The 18,493-nt window shown below is 69.2% G+C and carries 17 protein-coding genes; 15 read left to right on the forward strand and 2 right to left on the reverse strand.

What is annotated here, in order from left to right; all coding sequences use genetic code 11:
• The 11 genes from ACWIHY_RS03590 to ACWIHY_RS03640 all read left to right on the forward strand — a co-directional run bounded on the left by ACWIHY_RS03590 (nucleotide 1) and on the right by ACWIHY_RS03640 (nucleotide 10,291).
• Entirely contained in the window at nucleotides 1–1,629 is a 1,629-nt protein-coding gene (locus tag ACWIHY_RS03590; RefSeq protein WP_454373937.1) for an AAA family ATPase, read from the forward strand.
• A complete protein-coding gene (locus tag ACWIHY_RS03595) occupies nucleotides 1,626–2,009 on the forward strand; it encodes a TadE family protein (protein ID WP_454373938.1) in 384 nt (127 codons plus the stop codon). Before ACWIHY_RS03590 ends, ACWIHY_RS03595 begins: the two co-directional genes overlap by 4 nt.
• A gap of 47 nt (nucleotides 2,010–2,056) precedes the next feature.
• Nucleotides 2,057–3,403, forward strand: a complete 1,347-nt coding sequence (locus ACWIHY_RS03600; RefSeq protein WP_454373939.1) for a CpaF family protein — start codon at nucleotides 2,057–2,059, stop codon at nucleotides 3,401–3,403.
• 7 nt (nucleotides 3,404–3,410) lie between these two features.
• Entirely contained in the window at nucleotides 3,411–4,346 is a 936-nt protein-coding gene (locus ACWIHY_RS03605; RefSeq protein ID WP_454373940.1) for a type II secretion system F family protein, read from the forward strand.
• 59 nt (nucleotides 4,347–4,405) lie between these two features.
• Entirely contained in the window at nucleotides 4,406–5,293 is an 888-nt protein-coding gene (locus tag ACWIHY_RS03610) for a DUF5936 domain-containing protein (RefSeq protein WP_454373941.1), read from the forward strand.
• A 5-nt stretch (nucleotides 5,294–5,298) separates the two neighbouring features.
• Nucleotides 5,299–6,822, forward strand: a complete 1,524-nt coding sequence (locus tag ACWIHY_RS03615) for a sensor histidine kinase (RefSeq protein ID WP_454373942.1) — start codon at nucleotides 5,299–5,301, stop codon at nucleotides 6,820–6,822.
• A gap of 59 nt (nucleotides 6,823–6,881) precedes the next feature.
• A complete protein-coding gene (locus ACWIHY_RS03620; protein WP_454373943.1) occupies nucleotides 6,882–7,970 on the forward strand; it encodes a response regulator in 1,089 nt (362 codons plus the stop codon).
• A gap of 182 nt (nucleotides 7,971–8,152) precedes the next feature.
• Nucleotides 8,153–8,389, forward strand: coding sequence for a hypothetical protein (locus ACWIHY_RS03625; RefSeq protein WP_454373944.1), 237 nt, complete (start codon nucleotides 8,153–8,155; stop codon nucleotides 8,387–8,389).
• Entirely contained in the window at nucleotides 8,389–8,991 is a 603-nt protein-coding gene (locus ACWIHY_RS03630) for a pilus assembly protein TadG-related protein (RefSeq protein ID WP_454373945.1), read from the forward strand. The genes ACWIHY_RS03625 and ACWIHY_RS03630 overlap by 1 nt, the downstream gene beginning before the upstream one ends.
• A gap of 30 nt (nucleotides 8,992–9,021) precedes the next feature.
• Nucleotides 9,022–9,633, forward strand: coding sequence for a hypothetical protein (locus ACWIHY_RS03635; RefSeq protein ID WP_454373946.1), 612 nt, complete (start codon nucleotides 9,022–9,024; stop codon nucleotides 9,631–9,633).
• A 4-nt stretch (nucleotides 9,634–9,637) separates the two neighbouring features.
• Nucleotides 9,638–10,291 (forward strand): OmpA family protein, encoded by a 654-nt coding sequence (locus tag ACWIHY_RS03640; protein ID WP_454373947.1) that lies wholly within the window; start codon nucleotides 9,638–9,640, stop codon nucleotides 10,289–10,291.
• A gap of 106 nt (nucleotides 10,292–10,397) precedes the next feature.
• On the opposite strand, the gene ACWIHY_RS03645 is transcribed toward ACWIHY_RS03640, so the two are convergent.
• Nucleotides 10,398–10,904 carry a nuclear transport factor 2 family protein gene (locus ACWIHY_RS03645; RefSeq protein WP_454373948.1) on the reverse strand — a complete coding sequence of 169 codons (507 nt, stop codon included), beginning with the start codon at nucleotides 10,902–10,904 and terminating at the stop codon, nucleotides 10,398–10,400.
• Nucleotides 10,905–10,997: 93 nt separating this feature from the next.
• Here ACWIHY_RS03645 and ACWIHY_RS03650 point away from each other — a divergent pair, with 93 nt between their 5' ends.
• Both ACWIHY_RS03650 and ACWIHY_RS03655 read left to right on the forward strand, forming a co-directional pair.
• Nucleotides 10,998–11,594: a PadR family transcriptional regulator gene (locus ACWIHY_RS03650; protein WP_454373949.1), complete on the forward strand. Its 597-nt coding sequence runs from the start codon at nucleotides 10,998–11,000 to the stop codon at nucleotides 11,592–11,594.
• A complete protein-coding gene (locus tag ACWIHY_RS03655) occupies nucleotides 11,581–12,399 on the forward strand; it encodes an SGNH/GDSL hydrolase family protein (protein ID WP_454373950.1) in 819 nt (272 codons plus the stop codon). Before ACWIHY_RS03650 ends, ACWIHY_RS03655 begins: the two co-directional genes overlap by 14 nt.
• 2,197 nt (nucleotides 12,400–14,596) lie before the next feature.
• Here ACWIHY_RS03655 and ACWIHY_RS03660 read toward each other — a convergent pair.
• Nucleotides 14,597–15,616: a type IV toxin-antitoxin system AbiEi family antitoxin domain-containing protein gene (locus ACWIHY_RS03660; RefSeq protein ID WP_454373951.1), complete on the reverse strand. Its 1,020-nt coding sequence runs from the start codon at nucleotides 15,614–15,616 to the stop codon at nucleotides 14,597–14,599.
• Nucleotides 15,617–16,126: 510 nt separating this feature from the next.
• Between ACWIHY_RS03660 and ACWIHY_RS03665 the strand changes: the two genes are divergently transcribed.
• Together ACWIHY_RS03665 and ACWIHY_RS03670 are read left to right on the forward strand one after the other, a co-directional pair.
• Nucleotides 16,127–16,663 carry a hypothetical protein gene (locus ACWIHY_RS03665; protein ID WP_454373952.1) on the forward strand — a complete coding sequence of 179 codons (537 nt, stop codon included), beginning with the start codon at nucleotides 16,127–16,129 and terminating at the stop codon, nucleotides 16,661–16,663.
• A 95-nt stretch (nucleotides 16,664–16,758) separates the two neighbouring features.
• Nucleotides 16,759–18,459, forward strand: coding sequence for a polymorphic toxin-type HINT domain-containing protein (locus tag ACWIHY_RS03670; protein ID WP_454373953.1), 1,701 nt, complete (start codon nucleotides 16,759–16,761; stop codon nucleotides 18,457–18,459).
• The last annotated feature ends 34 nt before the right edge of the window (nucleotides 18,460–18,493 follow it).

Here is an 18,493-nt window from a genome sequence, read left to right on the forward strand (position 1 = left end):
ATGACGACTCGTATCCTCCCGGCGGTCGGCGATCCTGACGCCGCCCGCGCCATCACCACCCTCCTCAGCCAGCTCCCCGACGCGGAACCCGCCGGGCCCGTCACCGACTCGACGTCGCTCCTCGACACCCTCGCGCGGCTCGCGGGCGAATCGCTCGACGAGCTGCCCGAAGTGGTGCTCGTCCACGAGCGCATCGGTCCGGTGCCCGCACTGGAGCTGATCAGAGAGGTCGCCCTCCGCTTCCCGGCGGTCGGCGTCGTCCTCATCACCGCCGACACCGGGCCCGCGCTCTTCACGGCCGCCATGGACTCCGGTGCGCGCGGCCTGGTCGGACTGCCGCTCGGTTACGAGGAACTGGCGGCCCGCGTGCAGGGCGCCGCCTCCTGGTCCACCGGCGTACGCCGCCATCTGGGCACGGGGCCCGACGTCTTCGCCGGGCCCGGCGGCACGGTGGTGACGGTGACGGGCGCGAAGGGCGGCACCGGGGCCACGGTCGTCGCCGTACAGCTCGCCCTCGCGGCGAAGGCGTCCGGGCGCACGGTCGCGTTGGTCGACCTGGACCTCCAGTCGGGGGACGTGGCGTCTTACCTGGACGTCCAGTTCCGCCGCTCGATCGTCGACCTGGCCGGCATCGCCGACATCTCGCCCCGCGTACTGCAGGACGCCGTCTTCTCCCACCCCACCGGCGTCAGCCTGGTGCTGGCACCCGCCGAGGGCGAGCGGGGCGAGGAGGTCACCGACCGGGTGGCACGGCAGGTGGTGAGTGCGCTGCGCAACCGCTACGACGTCGTGGTCGTCGACTGCGGTACGCAGATGAACAGCGCCAACGCGGCAGCGATCGAGATGGCCGACCAAGCGGTGCTGGTCGTCACGCCGGACGTGGTGGCGGTCCGGGCGGCCAAACGCATGGTGCGGATGTGGGACCGCCTCCAGATCCGCAAGGCGGAGGAGACGATCACCGTCGTCAACCGGCACAACCGCAACACGGAGATCCAGCCGCCACTGGTGGAGCGGATCACGGGCACGAAGGTCGCGCGCGCCGCGATCCCGGCCAACTTCAAGGAGCTCCAGGCGGCGACGGACGCGGGCCGCATGCAGGACCTCGACAGCCGCGGCACCGTCAGGCAGGCGCTGTGGGCACTGGCCGGCGAGCTGGGGCTGGTGAAGCCGGCGGCGGGCGCGGCAGGCAAGGGCGGCGGGAAGCTGCTGCGGAGCGACCGGGGGGCGGTCGGGTTCCGGGGGCGGGGCAAGGACCGGGACCGCGGGGCCGTCACGGTCGAGCTCGCCGGCATGGCGCCTCTGATCATCTTCGTGATGGTCGCGATGTGGCAGGCGGTCCTGTTCGGCTACACGTTCTCGCTGGCGGGCAACGCGGCGGACGAAGGGGCGCGGGCGGCCACCGCGGCCGCGACGAGGGGTGAGGGCGGACAGGCGGCGTGCGAGGCGGCCGCCGAGGAGCACCTGCCGTCGTCGTGGCAGGACGGTGCCGGGATCGTCTGCAACGAGGAGGGCAACCTGTGGAAGGCGCGCGTCGAACTCAGCACCCCGGTCCTCTTCCCCGGAGCCGGATACTTCCCCTGGGAGGTCGACGGCAGTGCGGGCGCCGCCCTCGAAGGGGACGGGCAATGACACTCTTACGCCGCCGGATCACCGGCCCGGACCACGACCGGGGCGCAGCCATCCTCGAGTTCGCCGGGTTCCTCCCCGTCCTGCTCCTGGTCGCCATGGCCGCCATCCAGCTCGGCATCGTCGGTTACGCCGCCTCCCAGGCCGGTACCGCGGCGCGGGCGGCGGCCCGTACGGAGGCCCAGGAGGAGCTGCGGGGCCAGGGAGCGGCCACCGGAAGGGCGGCCATCAGCGACTGGCTGGCCGACGGTACCGAGATCACCTTCACCGGCAACGTCACCGCGACCGCGAGGGTGGCGATCCCCTCGGTCGTGCCGGGCATTGCGGACTTCGGGGACGTCGAAGAGGCGGTGACGATGCCGGCCGACCAGGACGAGCAGTAAACCCTCCGCCCCGTACGAAAGATCCGCACGAGCGAGGAGTCACGCACATGAGTCTGCGGGCACGCATCACCGCCCCCGACGAGCACGCCGGAGGACGGGAGGACGGCCACCTGGTCGCCACCTACCGGACCAAGCTGCTCGAGGAGATCGACCTCGCGGAGATGTCCTCGCTCGCGGCGGGCGAGCGGCGGGCCCGGCTGGAGCGCGTCCTCGCCCACATCATCAGCCGCGAGGGGCCCGTCCTCTCCACCGCCGAGCGCTCCCAGCTCATCCGCCGTGTCGTCGACGAGGCTCTCGGCCTCGGCGTACTCGAACCGCTCCTCGAGGACGCGTCCATCACCGAGATCATGGTGAACGGCCCCGACTCGATCTTCGTCGAGCGCGCCGGGCGCGTCGAGCAGCTGCCCATGCGCTTCGCCTCCAACGAGCAGCTGATGCAGACCATCGAGCGCATCGTCTCGACCGTCAACCGCCGCGTCGACGAGTCGAACCCGATGGTCGACGCCCGCCTGCCCTCCGGCGAGCGCGTCAACGTCATCATCCCGCCGCTGTCCCTGACCGGCCCGACGCTCACGATCCGCCGCTTCCCGCGTGCGTACCGCCTCCAGGAACTCATCAGCCTCGGCACGCTCGACGAGCAGATGCTGATGCTGCTGTCGGCTCTCGTGCGGGCCCGCTTCAACGTCATCGTGTCCGGCGGTACGGGCTCGGGGAAGACCACGCTCCTCAACGCCCTCTCCGGTCTCATCCCCGACCACGAGCGCATCATCACCGTCGAGGACGCGGCCGAGCTCCAGCTCCAGCAGGCGCACGTCATCCGCCTGGAGACCCGGCCGCCCAACGTCGAGGGGAAGGGCCAGATCACGATCCGCGATCTCGTACGCAACTCCCTGCGCATGCGCCCCGACCGCATCATCGTCGGTGAGGTGCGCGGCGGCGAGACGCTCGACATGCTCCAGGCGATGTCGACCGGCCACGACGGTTCGCTCGCCACCGTCCACTCCAACAGCGCCGAGGACGCGCTGATGCGCCTCCAGACGCTCGGTTCGATGTCGGAGGTCGAGATCCCCTTCGAGGCGCTCAGGGACCAGATCAACAGCGCCGTCGACGTCATAGTGCAGCTCTCGCGCATGGCCGACGGCTCCCGCAAGATCAGCGAGATCGCGATTCTCGTGTCCCACGGCCGGGAGCGGTTCCAGATCGCCACCGTCTCGCGCTTCGTCGCCCAGCCGATGAGCGCGGACCGCGTCGTCCACGGCCGCTTCGAGCACCTCGGCCTGCCGCGCCGCATCGCGGACCGGCTCCACCTCGCGAACGAGCCGATCCCACCCGCGTTCGGGGTGACGGACCTCGACGACCCGCTCAGTCCGCTCTACGTGCGAGAGGCCCAGTAGGTACGCCATGAACAATCCCGCAATGCTGGCGATCGGCAGCACGCTGCTCTGCGGCGCTCTCGGCATCGCCGGGCTGCACACGTACGTCTCGGGCAAGGCCCAGCGCGCCGCCCTCGTCGACCGCCTGGCCATCACGGGCCCGCACGCCGTGGGCCGGCAGCGGCGCTTCAGGGGTGTCGACCGGCGGCTGCGGAAGACCGCGCTCGGCAAGAGGATCCATACGCGGCTCTCGGCCACCGGACTGGACCTGACAGCGGGCGAGTTCTTCGTCTACGTCGTCGTCGGCGTGGCCGCCCTCTGGCTGATCGCCTCCTCGGTACTGGCGCCCTTCTTCGGACCCGTCGCCGGTCTGGTCGCCCTGTGGGGAGGCAGCGCGTTCCTCAACTGGCAGCGACAGAAGCGGATTGAGGCGTTCATCAACCAGCTCCCCGACCTGTCCCGGATACTCGCGAACGCGACGGCCGCCGGGCTCGCCCTGCGTACCGCGCTGAGCATGGCGGCCGAAGAGCTGGAGGCGCCGGCGGGCGAGGAACTGGCGGGCGTGGCGAACCAGCTGGCGGTCGGCCGGTCCATCGACGACGCGCTGGGGGAGCTGGCCGAACGCCTGCCCTCGCGCGAACTCGTCGTCCTCGTCACGACCCTGGTGCTCTCCAACCGGGCGGGCGGCACGGTCGTCGGATCGCTCCGCAACCTCACCGAGACGCTGGAGGAGCGCAAGGAGACGCGGCGCGAGGTCCGCACCATGCTCTCGGAGGTCAATGCCACCGCGTACACGATCCCGCTCCTCGGCCTCGGCGCGATGATCATGCTCAACTCCGTCACGCCCGGATCCATGGCCCGGATGACCAGCAGCCCCGTCGGCCAGATCATCGTGATCGTGGCCATAGGGCTCTACGCGCTCGGCTTCATAGTGATGCGCCGCCTGGGCAAGATCGACGTCTGAGCCCGCCCGACCAGCTGACATTCGAATCGCCCGTACGAGCTGAAAAGGAGGTATCCGGCATGGCACTGCTTCTCGCGCTGGTGGTCGGACTGAGCGTCGCGGGCGTGTTCCAGGGCATCAGGATGTACCGCGCCGAAGCCAAGATCCCCGGGGACCTGGCCGTAGCCCTGGAGATCGGCGCCTCGCGCGTCTCCGGCACCGAATCGGCGGTCGACCGCCTCGGCATGCGCTTCGCCCCGACCGTGCTGCGCGTCATGGGCCCGAGGGCGGTCGACAGAAAGCGCCGCAAGATCGACATGGCCGGAAATCCCGGCGGCCTCACCGTCGACCGGTACGCCGCCCGCCGCGCCGTGTACGGACTCTTCGGCGGATTCTCGGCCCTCGTGCTGCTGCTGAAGGACCTGCCGCTCTTCGGCGTCTTCTGCATCGCCTACGGGTGGTTCGCGGCGGACGTCACCATCTGGCAGGCCATCCGTGAGCGCAAGGACGTCATCGAGCGGACCCTGCCCGACTTTCTCGACGTACTCGCCGTCGTCGTCAGCGCGGGCCTCGGCTTCCGGCAGGCGCTGGACCGCGTCTCGGAGAAGTACGAAGGCCCTTGGGCCGACGAACTGCGCATCACCCTGCGCCAGATGGACATGGGCGTCAGCCGGCGCCAGGCCTTCGACGAGCTGCGCAGACGCAACGAATCCGAACAGGTCTCCCAGTTCGTCACGGCGCTCCAGCAGGGTGAGGAACTCGGCGCGCCGATCGCCGACACCCTGATCCAGATCGCCAACGACATGCGCCGCACCGACGCCCAGAACTCCCGGCGCCGCGCCGCCAAGGCGATCCCCAAGACGACGGTCGTCACGCTCGCGTTCATGGTCCCGGCGACGCTGCTGCTCATCGTCACCAACATGTTCCTGGGGTCGGAAACCGACTTCGGCTCGGTCTTCGGAGGCTGACGGCCATGGCGTCGCTTCCTACGATCCGGCTCGGGCGCGGGCTCCGGTTTCCGTCCGGCGGTACGGCGCTCCAGGGCGGCGTGGCCGAGCCGGAGGCGGCCCCGGCATCCGCCCTCGCCGACGACGTACCCGCGCCGAGTATCCCCATCCAGATCAACGCCCTGCAGGCCCTGTGCCGCCAGGTCTTCGGCTTCCGCCTGGCCATGATCGCGCTCGGCGCACCCTTCGCGCTCGCGCGGGCCGGGGGGCAGTTCGGCGGCTGGCTGGTGGGCGGGGCCGTGGTGTTCAGCTTCGTGGGTTCGTACGCGATGCTGCGTGACTGGGAGGTCTTCGGCCCGCTGCTCATCAAGTACCGCACGCTGATGGGCGTGGACGTGGTCTTCGGGTCCGTCCTCCTGCTGACGGCCTCCCCCGACTCGGCCCTCGGCTACGCCACTGTGTGTACGCCGCTGCTCGCCGGCCTGCTGTACGGCTGGCGGGGCGCGGGCATCTTCACCGCCATCCAGATCCTGCTGCTGGTGGCGGCCTACTCGGCGTGGGCGGAACGGATGGCGAGCCCGGCCAGCACGCTGCTGATAAGCGGATTCTGCGTGGCGGCGGGAATCATCGGCGTGACGTTGCGGAATTTGATGTTCCGCTTCGGGGCAGCGACGCAGGCTCTCTCCGAGGCCAACGCCCGGCTCGCGGTGACGGACGCGGTGGAGGGGGAGCGGGCGCGGCTGGCCCGGGAGATGCACGACTCGGTCGCCAAGACCCTGCACGGTGTCGCCATGGCGGCGGAGGGCCTGGAACAGTCCGCCGACCGTATGGACCCACTGACCGTCAAGCACCAGGCAGGCATGGTCGCGCGCTCGGCGCGGCGGGCGGCGGCGGAGTCCCGCGAGATCCTCTCCGACCTGCGCAGGCAGGCGGACTACGACACCGGGGGAGTGGTGGTCGCCGACGAACTGGCGGCGCGACTCGCGGACTTCGGACAGCGGACGGGGATCGGGACGCAGTTCCATGTGGTGGGAGGCGGGCAGGAGGGGGCTGTGCCAGTACCTGGAGCTGCCGCTCCCGCGCCGGTCGGTGTGCCGACCGTTCCCCATGCGATCGCGCGCCACCTCCTGACGATCGCCACGGAGGCCATGGAGAACAGCCACCGCCACGCTCACGCCTCCCGCGTGACGGTGGAGTACGGGCTGGCCGGTGGAGTGCTGCGCATAAGCGTGCTCGACGACGGCCGCGGCCTGCCCGCCGGCATCAGCCTCGACGACCTCCGCAAGGCCGGCCACTTCGGGCTGGTCGGGATGGTCGAGCGGGCGGCGGGCATCGGCGCTCGTATCCGCATCGGACGGGGCCGCAGCGCGGGGGGCACCGAGGTACGCCTGGAACTGCCGGTGGCGGCGCTGGTACCGGCGGGCGCGCCCGGCCCGCAAGCGCGCTCGTCTTTACCGGCACTGCCGCCGCTTCCACCGCTAACACCGGCTGCTCCACCGTCATCACCTCCACCACCGCCACCGCCACCGCCGATACCGCTCTCGAACTGAATCGACCGCCCCCCGTCCACCACCCCTAGCCACTCACTCTCCCGAGAGGAGGCCGCACCATGCCGGACGAAAGCTCGTACAGCTCCGGGCCCCGCCAGTCCGTGTCGTCGCCGTCCCACGTGTCCCAGCACACGTCGTCGCACACGATCGAACCCCGCTCGGAACACACCCCCGCCGGGGTCCGCGTTCCCCCGCCGGCGGCGGCATTCCCCGATCCCTCCCCCGACCCCTTCGGCCCGCCGTCCCTCTTGCGCGTGGTCGTCGCCGACGACAATCCGGTCGTACGGGCGGGCCTCACCGTCCTGCTCGGCGGCCGGGACGACGTACAGGTCGTCGCGGAGGCGGCCGACGGCCGCCAGGCCCTCGCCGCCGCCCAGCACTACCGCCCGGATGTCGTACTGCTGGATGTGCGCATGCCGGGCGTCGACGGCATCTCGGCGCTGCCGTACCTGGTGCAGGTGGCGCCGGTGATGATGCTGACGTACAGCCGCGAGAGCGAGATCGTGCGCGAGGCGTTGCGGCTCGGTGCGGGCGGCTACCTGGTACACGGCGAGTTCACCGCCGAGCAACTGGTGGGCGCTGTACGGGACATCAAGGACGGCCGGGCCCACTTCTCGGCGTCGGCCCAGGACGCGTTGCTGGCCCACATGCGCGGCGGTGGCGCCCCGACCGGGCCGGGACCGGAGCTTCCGGAGGGGCTCGGCACGGTGTACGCCACGGGCCGGCCGTACACGGGCGCGAGTCGGATCCCTGGCCACGCGGCGACGCACGATGCGACTGCACATGCATCGCGAGAGGCCAATGGCGGGCCAGGTGTCTCGGATTCGGGTCGACTCGGCGAAAACTCTTCGCACCTGCAATCAGGCATGGCACAGTATTCAACGGATCGGCAGCAGTCGCAGGAGGGCCGGCAGGCCCAGAGGGCGCGGAACGTGCAGGATTTCGGGCTGAGTACGAGGGAGGTGGAGGTCATGGACCTGATCGCTTCAGGCATGAGCAACCAGCAGATCGCCGCCACCTGCTTCATCAGCGAGAAGACCGTCAAGAACCACATCAACCGCATCTTCGCGAAACTTCACAGCGCGAGCAGGAGCGAGGCGATCGCGCTGTGGCTGGGATCGGCGAGGGGGACGACGAGCCATGGCTGAGCGGACGACGACAGCGCCGACGCGGGCCCAAGCCGGCTTTTGGGCCCAGAGTTGGGCCCACGGACCCTCCGACGGGACGCCTGCCCCGACGTACGTTGCTCGTGTCGCAGGCGGCACCGGCCAGGAGGAAGCCGGTACCGGCGAGACGACCCACACGTCGGCCGAACCCGGAGAGGTACCCCATGTCGAAGAACCTCACGCTCAAGACCGCGACGAAGGCCCAGCTCGCGATCAACAGCTGGCGCAACACGGTCGTGTCCCGCATGCAGAAGCGAGCGGACGAGGGCGCGAGCGTCGTGGAGTACGCCGGCTTGGTCGTGGTGATCGCGCTGATCGTGGTGGCGGTGCGGGAGCTGGACTTGGACGACACGATCTCGGAGGCCATCAGCGACGCGGTGGAGGACATCACCGGCGGCTGATGATCTCTGGTATTCGGCAGGACCGAGGGCAGACCCTTCCCATGTACGTCGTGGTGGTGGGGGGTCTGCTCTTTCTTGCGTTCGCGTACTTTGCGTTTGCTCAGGCCGCTGTAGCCCGGAACGGTGGACAGTCGGCCGCAGATGCGGCCGCTCTCGCTGCTGCTCAGGATGTGCGGGACGAATTGACCGATGGTCTCATCGGCTCTCTGGACTCACCGGATGACCTGGCCGACTGGCTCGCCGGCAAGGGATTTGTGGGCAACGGACAGGTCGCAGCACAGCAGTTGGCCGATGAGAACGACTCGGACCTTCTGGCCCTGACCGAGACCGACGTCAATGGAAATCCTGCCTTCAAGGCAGAGATCGAGACGAACTTCACGGTGGGTGACTCGATCATCCCTGACACCGAGAACACTCACGCCAAGGCCGACGCCACTGCCGTGATCGGGCCGCGCTGTGAAATCACACCCGGCAGCGACCTTTCAAAGCTCATCGAGATCGACTGCGAGGGCAGCGGGCACTGGGAGATCGACCCGAAAGACTTCGTCGAAGTCGACTTGCCCTATCCGAATGATCTGTTCTCAGTCCACCTGGCCGAGTAACGAGCGACGTAAGAGAAAGAAGAGTTACTGATGAGCGTGCGGCACACCATGAAGGCCCGCAGGGCACTGACCGCGGTGGCGATCACGACTGGCTTGGTCCTCACGGTGGCCGGTTGCGGTGGAGACGGAAGTGATGACAAGTCCAGCGGGGGGGCGTCATCTTCCACTCCGACCGACAAGGGAAAGTCGGGTGAGAAGGAGCCCAAGGAGAGTGAGGCCAAGCCTCCAGCGCCTGACACCGTGTTGGCTGAAGTCACGGGTGGCGACGACAACACCACTCTCATCGTTAATTCAGCAGTGCGGGACGAGGGTGGATTCCTGACAGTCAACGGAAAGTTGAGAAACGGAAAGGGGGGAAGCTGGGTTCCAAACTCGTGGAGGGGGGACGAGAGGGAACTGTCCAACAATGGGAGCTCCATGGCAGGCGCCACCCTAGTGGACAGGGTAGGTAAGAAGAAGTACCTCATCCTCCGTGACACGGACGGGCGTTGCCTCTGCACGCAATTCTCCGGAGCGTTTAAGGAGAACGAGGAGAAGACCTGGTTCGCTCAGTTCCCAGCTCCGCCGGCCGAGACTACGAAGGTCGACTTCCAAATCGCTGACATGCCAGTCGCATCCATTGAGATCACCGATGGCGAGTAACCCCATGTCGCGTAGCTTCTCGCCCGGTCGGCCTGCCAGCCTGGCCTCGGTACCCGTCACTGCGGCGTTGCTCGTCGCTTGCTTCGCCACCACGAGCGCCCACGCGGAGCCTTCTCCAAGCGCACCCCCCGGCAGCACCACCACGTCGCCACCTCCCAGCGTCGACTCCAACTCACCGGGTCTCAAGCTCGGCGACGGGGCGACCCTCGCTCCCGCTCGCGTAATCGACATCAAGTCCGTCGTCGAAGACCTCGGCGGCGAGGAGCGGCGCGAGGACACCAACTCCGACGTGAAGTTCGCCCTCCAGGCCGAGGTGCTCTTCGGCAAGGACAGCGCGAAGCTCAACGGCGAGGCCGCGTCCCGTATCAAAGCCATCGCCGACGAGATCATCGCCCAGAAGGCAACCAAGATCCGGGTCTTCGGCTTCACCGACGACCTCGGCTCGTACGAGCACGGCAAGGTGCTGTCCAAGAAGCGCGCGGACGCCGTGCAGCAGGAGCTGAACAAGTCGCTCGACTCCACCATCACGTTCGAGATCCGCGGATACAGCGAGGACTATCCGATCGCCGACAACGACTCGGAAGAAGGCCGCAAGAAGAACCGCCGCGTCGAGGTCTCGTTCCCGCGTGGAGAAGCCGCCGCCGAAAGCCAGAGCTGATCCCCGTTCGCCGGCCGGGCCCCAGGGTGCTTGCTTGCATCCCCTGCGGCCCGGCCGTCGTGCGTCCCGCAGCCGACGCGCGTCCCTCGTCCCCGCCCCCGTCTGCTCAGCTCTCCGGAGGAGCCGGTGCGAGGCCGTCGGCCACCAGTCCGGCCAGGACTGCCTCTCCCAGCGCGTGCACCGCCGACTGTGGGCGGACCATCACAGTGAACTCCTTGATCAAGCCTGCCTCGTCGAAGTGCAGCAGGTCGATGCCGTGGATCGCCTTCCCGTTCACGACGCTACGGAAGAGCAGGACCGCCGAGGGAGCCTCGCTGCCGTCGGTGCTCGTCTCGGCCGCGCCGTCGTACTCACCGACGTAACGGAAGTCCTCGAAGGTGCGCAGCAGGACGCCGAAGAGCCCCATCACCATCGGCTTGCCCTCGAACGGTTGGAACTTCACCGGGCTGTATAGGCGGACGTCCTCCGTGAACAGCCCGTCCAGCGCACCGAGGTCCTCTTTCTCCACGGCGACCCGGAAGCGTTCGACAGTGCCGGCGGCGGCGGCGGTGGCGGCGGTGGCGGTGGCAGTGGTGTCGGCCGTGCCGACGGTGCCGTGGGTCTCGGTCCCCATAACCCATCCCTCTCCATAGTCATCGTTCTGAGTAGTCACTTTCTTGACTATGATGATGCGGGAGCGCACCACCAAAAGGAAGGGGCCGCATCGATGGCCTTGCGACACGCGGTACTGGCCGCGCTGCTGGAAGGTGACGGCAGCGACGGAGGCGGACGTGGTGAGTACAGCGGGTACCAGCTGGCCAAGGCGTTCGACATCGGCGTCGCGAACTTCTGGCACGCCCTGCCCCAGCAGCTGTACGCCGAGCTGGCCAAACTGGAGAAGGAAGGCCTGGTCGCAGGCCGGGAAGTGGTCCAGGAGACACGGCCCAACAAGCGCCTCTTCCGCGTCACCGAAGCCGGTCTCGCCGAGCTCGAAGCCTTCACCGCCGCCGCGCCGAAACCGTCGTTCATCCGCGACGACCTGTTGGTGAAGGTCCAGGCATCCGACGCGGTCGACACGGGCCCGCTGATCGAACAGCTGGAGCAGCGGGCGGCGGTCGCCGAGGCCAAGATCGAACTCTTCGGCAAGGTACTGCGCAAGATGCGCGGCGAGCTGGACGAGGCGGAGTACCTGCGCCGGGGCGAGCGGATCGGCCCGTACCTCACGTGCCTGCGCGGTCTGGCGCTGGAGCAGGAGAACCGGGAGTGGGCACTGCGCGTCGCAGCCGTCCTGCTCGAGAGGCGGGCAGGCCATGACGAGCGATGAGAGTGTGCCGTGTGAGCCGCACGGGGCGTACGCGCCGTACGAGCGGTACGTCGCCCTGGGTGACAGCCAGACCGAAGGCCTCGGCGACGGGGACGACATCACCGGCCTGCGAGGCTGGGCGGACCGCTTCGCCGAGCACCTGGCGGCGGCCAACCCGCAGCTGGAGTACGCCAACCTGGCCGTACGGGGACGCCTCGCCGGCCAGGTCCACACCGAGCAGTTGGCGCCGTCCCTGGCGCTGCGCCCCGACCTCGCGTCGGTCGTAGCCGGGGTCAACGATCTGATGCGGCCCAAGTTCGACGCCGGTGGGGTGGTCGGTCATCTGGAGGCGATGTTCGCCGCCTTGACCGCAGCTGGGGCGCGCGTGGTGACGGTTACTTTCCCCGACATCGGGAGGATCGTCCCGCTGGCCAGACCGCTGAGTAGCCGCGTGCACGCCCTCAACGCGGGCATTCGCGCGGCGGCCGCCCGCCACGGTGTCGTGGTCGTCGAAACCGCCGAATACGCTTTCGCCGCCGACGCGCGCATCTGGACGGCGGACCGGCTGCATCTCAGTTCCCTCGGCCACGAACGGTTCGCGGCTGCCGCGGCCTGCGCCGTCCAGCTCCCCGGCGCCGACGACGCGTGGACTCATCCGCTGCCGCCGTACCCCGCCCTCACCGGCAGACGGGCGGCGCAGGCCGAACTCCGCTGGGCTGCCGCCCACCTGGGCCCCTGGCTGGGGCGGCGCCTGCGCGGTCGGTCCTCGGGCGACGGACGTACGGCCAAGCGACCGCAGCTGCTGGGTGTGCGCCCGCCAGCGTAACGGCGGGGGGAATGGGGGAGCGGGCTGGAAAGGGTCGGCTGTGGCTCGGTGGCTCGGTGGAGGTCAGTTGAAACCAGTTGAGACCGGTTGAGACCGGTTGAGACCGGTTAATGGTCGGCTGGCATTCGGCTGGTGGCCCGTGGCGGGGCCGACCGTACTGACGGGACCCGAGGTCGGCTTCGGCGGGGACGGTGCCGATTCGGTCGCTGTCGATGGCGCGGAACTCGGCCGTCGCCAACGTCGTGGGGGCCGACAGTGGCAACGGGTGTGCCGCCTGCGGGGCCGCTTCTGTGCGGTGCCCGTTCCGTCGTCGGCGGCGTGCTCACCGACGCGGCCGACAGGTCCTGGTGCGGTGCGGGGTGGGCCGGTGCGGGGTGGGTTGGGGGAGGGGTCGGGTCCGGGCCGAGGCGAAGTTTGGCTCGCAGAGTTGGGCAGGGCAAGGCGGCGGGTGCTTCGGCGGTCCTGGGGCTGCGGTTGCTTCTGGGGTGGGGGCCGCCTTGGCTAAGGGTGGCGTCGGAGGTCCGGCCGTCAAGGGCGCTCCTTTGTCGCGTCGCCTGCGGCGATTGCGCTTCGCTCCACCCTTGACCGCCGAACCTCCGCCGCAATGCTTGAGGGGGGCGGCCCCGGGGGGGGAGCCCACGGGTCAAGCTCGGGGAGTGGTTGCTGGTGCGTTGCCGGGTGGCGGGCTCGGTGAGTGGGGCGCGCTCTGTTTCGGGGGCGGCTCGGCCCCTGGTTCGGCGGGTGCGGGGACGGTCGTTGGTGCGACACCCGCATTCCTACGCACACGCGCACCCGGGCCGGTGACCAGTCGGTCGGATGGGCCGACCCGCGAGCCGCCCGCCGCTCAGGTAGGCGCGACGGTTGAATGGGGGGACTCGGGTGGGCACAGCGTCCACCCCGACGGGTGGTCGGTTGGGCTGCAAGCTGGTTGCTGGTGTGGGTGGGTGGTGAGACACCGATGCCGCACGGCGCCGGAATCAGTGTGGTGACGTGCGGCCGTCGCAGGGCCCAGCGTCGGCGAGAGTCAAGCCGCAACTGTTGAGCGTCGAAGTTCGGTGGGTTGGTGCGGCCCGGAGGGCTTCGCGGGGGCCCGGCCCACTCGTCGTCCCGTCGGCACCACATAGCTCACACCAGTCACTCCATCTGGTTGTCCGCACGGGTCTCTTGCGGCTGCCGTGGGTGGAAACACTCCCGCGGTGGCAGGAATCGATACGGCTGTGGTTGGTGGGGCTGGAGGGCCGTTACGGATCACCGAGTGCCGGGTTAGTCGCATTCCGACGTCCCGGACCCGGGCGCGGGAGCGACCGAGGCGCACCAACAGTGACAGTGGGTCCTGCCGGGCCGTGCCAACTCACCTCTTCCGCCCACTTGTCGAGCGCGGAGGGGCCGGTGGGGTGGAGTGGTGGCGACAGGCGTCACATGTCGGGTTCGGTTCACGCCAACCCCAGGCTGAGTGGTTGGTGTGCGACTAACCCCGCACATGTCACGCCTCGCAATCCCAAAATGCTCTGAAAGTGGTGCGAAACGGGCACGCTTCTTCGTCTTCTGCCGGTTTCGTCGCATCCGCCGGGAACGGGCACCTCAATCCACCCCACCGGCCCGACTGGGAACTTCGAAGTGCCCCACCAAACAGGTCCGTTCGGTCGGATCACATCGGTCCTAGCCGTCGGCAGGATCACAGAGCCCCTGGATGCCCCCCTTCCACCCACCAAGCCCGACCATGTGCTTGTGGCCCGACCGGCCACCGGCGGGGGCGGACGCCACACCGGCACGAGTCCCCCCATTCAACTGCCGCGCACCACCCGCATCGCCATGAGTCCGCAGGTCAACCTGCCCAGTCAGCCGCCCACCGGGCTGGGTGCGCGTGTGCGGAGGAATAGGGTCTCGCACCAACAACCGTCGCCGCACCCGCCGAGCCAGGGGCCGAGCCGCCCCCGAAGGAGAGTGCGCCCCACCCACTCGCCCGACAGTCACCAATCCCACCCGAGCCGCTGCCCCACCTGCCGTGCAGGGCGTTTTTCTTTGGGCCGTCCCCGTATGAGCGTTAGCGGTGGGCCGGGGTGGTGGGTCAAGGGTGGGCCGCAGGCCCATCGCGCAGCGACGCGACGCAGGAGCGCCCTTGACGCGCCACCCCGGCCCACCGACACTCGAGCGCCCAGGGACGGCCCGAAACCCCCAGCAGCAATCACAGTGCCTCTCATTTACCCCGGCTCCTATGCTCACCCCGACCCGCAGCCCCGCCCCCGCTCCCACCACCCCTCCCCAGCGCCAGTGCGCTGTGGATCTCCTCGATCATGGCTTCCGGGTGGCGGTAGACGTCCATCGCCGTGAAGCGCAGTGTTCTCCGGACGAGTTCGCACAGAGCGAGTGCGTTGAAGCGGCGGACGTCTCGATGGTGAGCCGCTCGGTCGCCGTGGTACGCGTAGCCCTCGATCTCTGCTGCCACTCCCTCCGCCCGGAACAGGAAGTCGACCGACAGGCGCCGGCCGCCCACCGGTCTGACCTGTGCCTGGGGCTCAGGGTGCAACCCCGCGTCGTGTATGCGCAGGCGGGCGATCGTCTCGGCCGGTGAACCGCTCCTCCGGTCCGCGAGCCCGAGCCAGGCGCGCCCTGCCCGTAACCCGCGCCGAGGGCCGGCTTCCAGAGCGGCGCCGATCGCTCCCAGGTGTGTGAACGCGGGGCGGTTCACCTGCGGATCAGTCGCCTGCGGGCGGATGGACACCGCGGACTCGACGGCGATCAGCGCCTCCTCCCTCGGGCTCGACCGCAGCAGGTCCGCAAGCGTGCGGGTGACCGCCGTGACGCGGATGCCCGAGACGTACGCGGTGGCCCCTTCGGGCAACGACGCCCGGTGCACGCGGGCCTGCGGCGGCAACGCGATCGACGTGTTCGCAGAGGTCGTGAACTCCAGCTCGCGCTCCTCAGCCGCCCCCGTCCACGGCAGCTCGATCTCGTGCAGCCGCGCCGCCGTTCGATGGCTCGCGACCAGCCGGGGGTGCGCCAGCTGAATCGCCCGTAACCGCACCATCCTGTCGACCACCAGGCCGGGTTCGGCCCAGCTTCCACGGCGGACCTGGGTCCAGCCGTCCCGCCTCAGCAGGCGGTTGACACGGGACGGCGTCCAGCCGATGTCCGTGGCCTGGCGCGTCAGCAGTACGCCGTGCTGGCGCCGGGCCAGTGCGGTCAACGAAACCTGTTCCCCCGAGGTGCTAGTCATGTTGTTGAGCGTCCCAGTCGGGCTCTGGTCCCGCGACCCCTGTGGATAACTACGGGTGTCGGCTGTCGGCTGACTTTCGGAGGGCGGCGGACAGACGTCGCTACCTGCCGTCGGTCACGCGCTGTCCGATGCTCCTCTCGCATGAGCCTGCTGTGCAATTGGGTCCCTGGGCCCAGGCGCGTCCGGCCGGATCGTTGTTACCGTGCGTGCGTTCATTGGCCGTACGCACGGGAGCGGTGAGACGTGAAGGCACGTTCAGTACGTCCGGTACGTCGGTTGTGTTCGGCCCGCACAGCGGCAACCGCCATCGCGGCAGCGGTTGTTCTGTGCCTCACGGCAGCATGCGGCGACGGAGCGTCCGCTGGTGCTGGTGCTGGTGCTGATGCCGATGCCGATGGCAAGAACAGTGGGGCGAAGGCCCAGCCGGCCGCCTCAGCCTCGGGCGACGGCAAACCCGTCAGCAGCACCGGCGAGACCCTGAACAGAGCCGAGCTGACGCAGGTCGCCCTGGTGAGCGGCGACGTCCCGGACTTCGCCGTTGCGCCGATGCAGGGCGGCGACGCAACCGGTACCGAGCGCGCCGAGCAGCCCGAGTGCCAAGCACTCGCCGCCGTTATCAACGGCGCCCCACAGCCCTCCCCCTCCGCCACCGTCCAGCGCACGCTCATGGACGAGTCGGAGGAGGGCAAGAACGATCAAACGGTCGTCACCGAAATCCTCACCTCGTACCCCAAGGGCGGCGCGGTGCAGGTCCTCCGAGGCGTCAGCAAAGCCGTCGGGGCATGCGCCGACGGTTTTAGGACCACGGGCGGCGACGGTCCCTCCACCTACACCGAGGTGAAGGACCTGCCCGCGCCCAACGCCGGTCAGGAAGCCATCGCATACCAGGTCACCGGGTCCTTCGAGGGCGCCAAGGTGCCGCTCGTATTCCAGCTCGTACGGATCGGTTCGACGGTCGTCATCTTCTACACCGCCAACTTCGTCGACGCGAAGACGCCCGAGATCCCTGCCCGGCTCGCCACAGCGCAGGCAGCCAAGCTCCCCTGATGTCCATCTGCTGAAGTCTCCGGTCGTCCGGTCGTCCGGCCGTTCCGTCCCGCTGCCCCGCCCCGAATTTGAGCCCGCGATGGGCCCCTGGGCCCATGCCCGTCAACACGGCGTTCCGTACGGTCTCGGGCATGGCACTCCACTTCGGCCGACCCCGCAGAAGTAGCCGTCAACGTCAACCACGCACCGGTGCACGCCTGTTGGGGCTGCGCAAGGCGCAGTCGGGGCAGACGACGCTGGAGTACGCCGGACTGGTGCTGGTCGTCGCCGCCATCGTCGCCGCGCTCGTCGCCACCGGGCTCGGGCAGACGATCTCCCAGCAGGTGGGTGCGGCCGTGTGCCGCGTCACCGGCGGTGGTGACTGCGGGGGCGGCGGCGGAGGCGACCCCCGGGCCCACGACGACGGCGGTGGGCAGGGTGACGCGGGCGGGCAGGGTGACGGGCGCGGCGACGGGCAGGGTGACGACGGCGGCCAGCCCGTAGCCGACGAGGACGGCACCAAGTCGCCCGAGCAGCTCGCCTACGAGAAGGCCCTCAAAGAGCTCCAGGACGCCAAGAACGCCGAGCAGAGCGACTCCGAGAAGGCCCAACAAGCGGCAAAGGAACTCGGCAAGATCCTCGCCGAGGAGCTCGGCATCACCGATGCCGTCGACTGCGTCACCAAGGGCGACGCCGGAGCCTGCACGGACACGCTCATCAACGTTCTGACCAGCCTGATCGGCGGAGCCGTCGGCAAGCTGGCGGCGAAGTACGGCGCGCCGTGGAAGTGGAAGAAGGCCGCCGAGCTCGTACGGAAGCTGAAAAAGCACGGCGACGATCTGTACGACGGCCTCACCGGCCTGGTCAAGAACCGCAAGCGCGTCAAGGAAGCCCAGGACAAACTCGACGACGCGCAGCGCAAGCTCGACGCGAAGAAACCCGACCAGCCCAACAAGCCGGATCAGCCCGACAACCGGCCCATCACCTGCGCGGCGGCGCACAGCTTCCTGCCCGGGACCCCGGTGCTCCTCGCCGACGGCACCCGCATTCCCATCGAGACCGTACGCGTCGGCGACCGCGTCACCGTGACTGATCCCGTCAGCGGGGTGACGACCACTCGCCGCGTCACGAACACCATCACGACGTACGACGACAAGGACTTCACCCGCCTGACCGTCCGGACCCCCGCCGGGCCCCGCGCCGTCACCGCCACCGACACGCACCCCTTCTGGCTGACCGGCGGCGGCCAGCACGCGACGCACCGATGGGCCGATGCCGGCGAGATCAGGCCGGGCGCGATGCTCCGCGCCCCCGACGGCTCCGCCCTACCCGTCATCGCGGTCTCGCACCACACCCGGCGCCAGACCACTCATGACCTCACAGTCGCCGGAATCCACACGTACTACGTCGGTATCGGAGGCCAGAACGCGCTCGTCCACAACAACGACTGTGTGGACAAGGAACTCCTGGACGAAATGTCGGAGACGGGGGTCAAGTTCGACCCGGAGAAAGTCATCAGGGCCGAGCGCAACGCCGATGGAAAGATTGTGTTCCTGGAGGAGGGCAACTCGCGGGCCGGCCTCAAGCACATCATCGAAGAGCACGCCGATGATTTCGAACGGAGCGGAATCGCCCGGGAGGACATCCCCGACCTTGTGATGCAGGCTGCGACCAAGGGAAAGAAGGTCGGCACGCAGGGCAAGGGGGACGGGCGGCCGATCTACGAGGTCGAGTTCAAGGGGCAGAAGCGAAGGGTGGCGGTGACGGTGGGGAACAACGGGTTCGTCGTCGGCGCCAATCCGAAGAGCGCGGGATAGCGGACGAGCGGCAAATGGCGGGTGACGGTATGAG

The organism is Streptomyces sp. NPDC055287 (assembly GCF_053646035.1).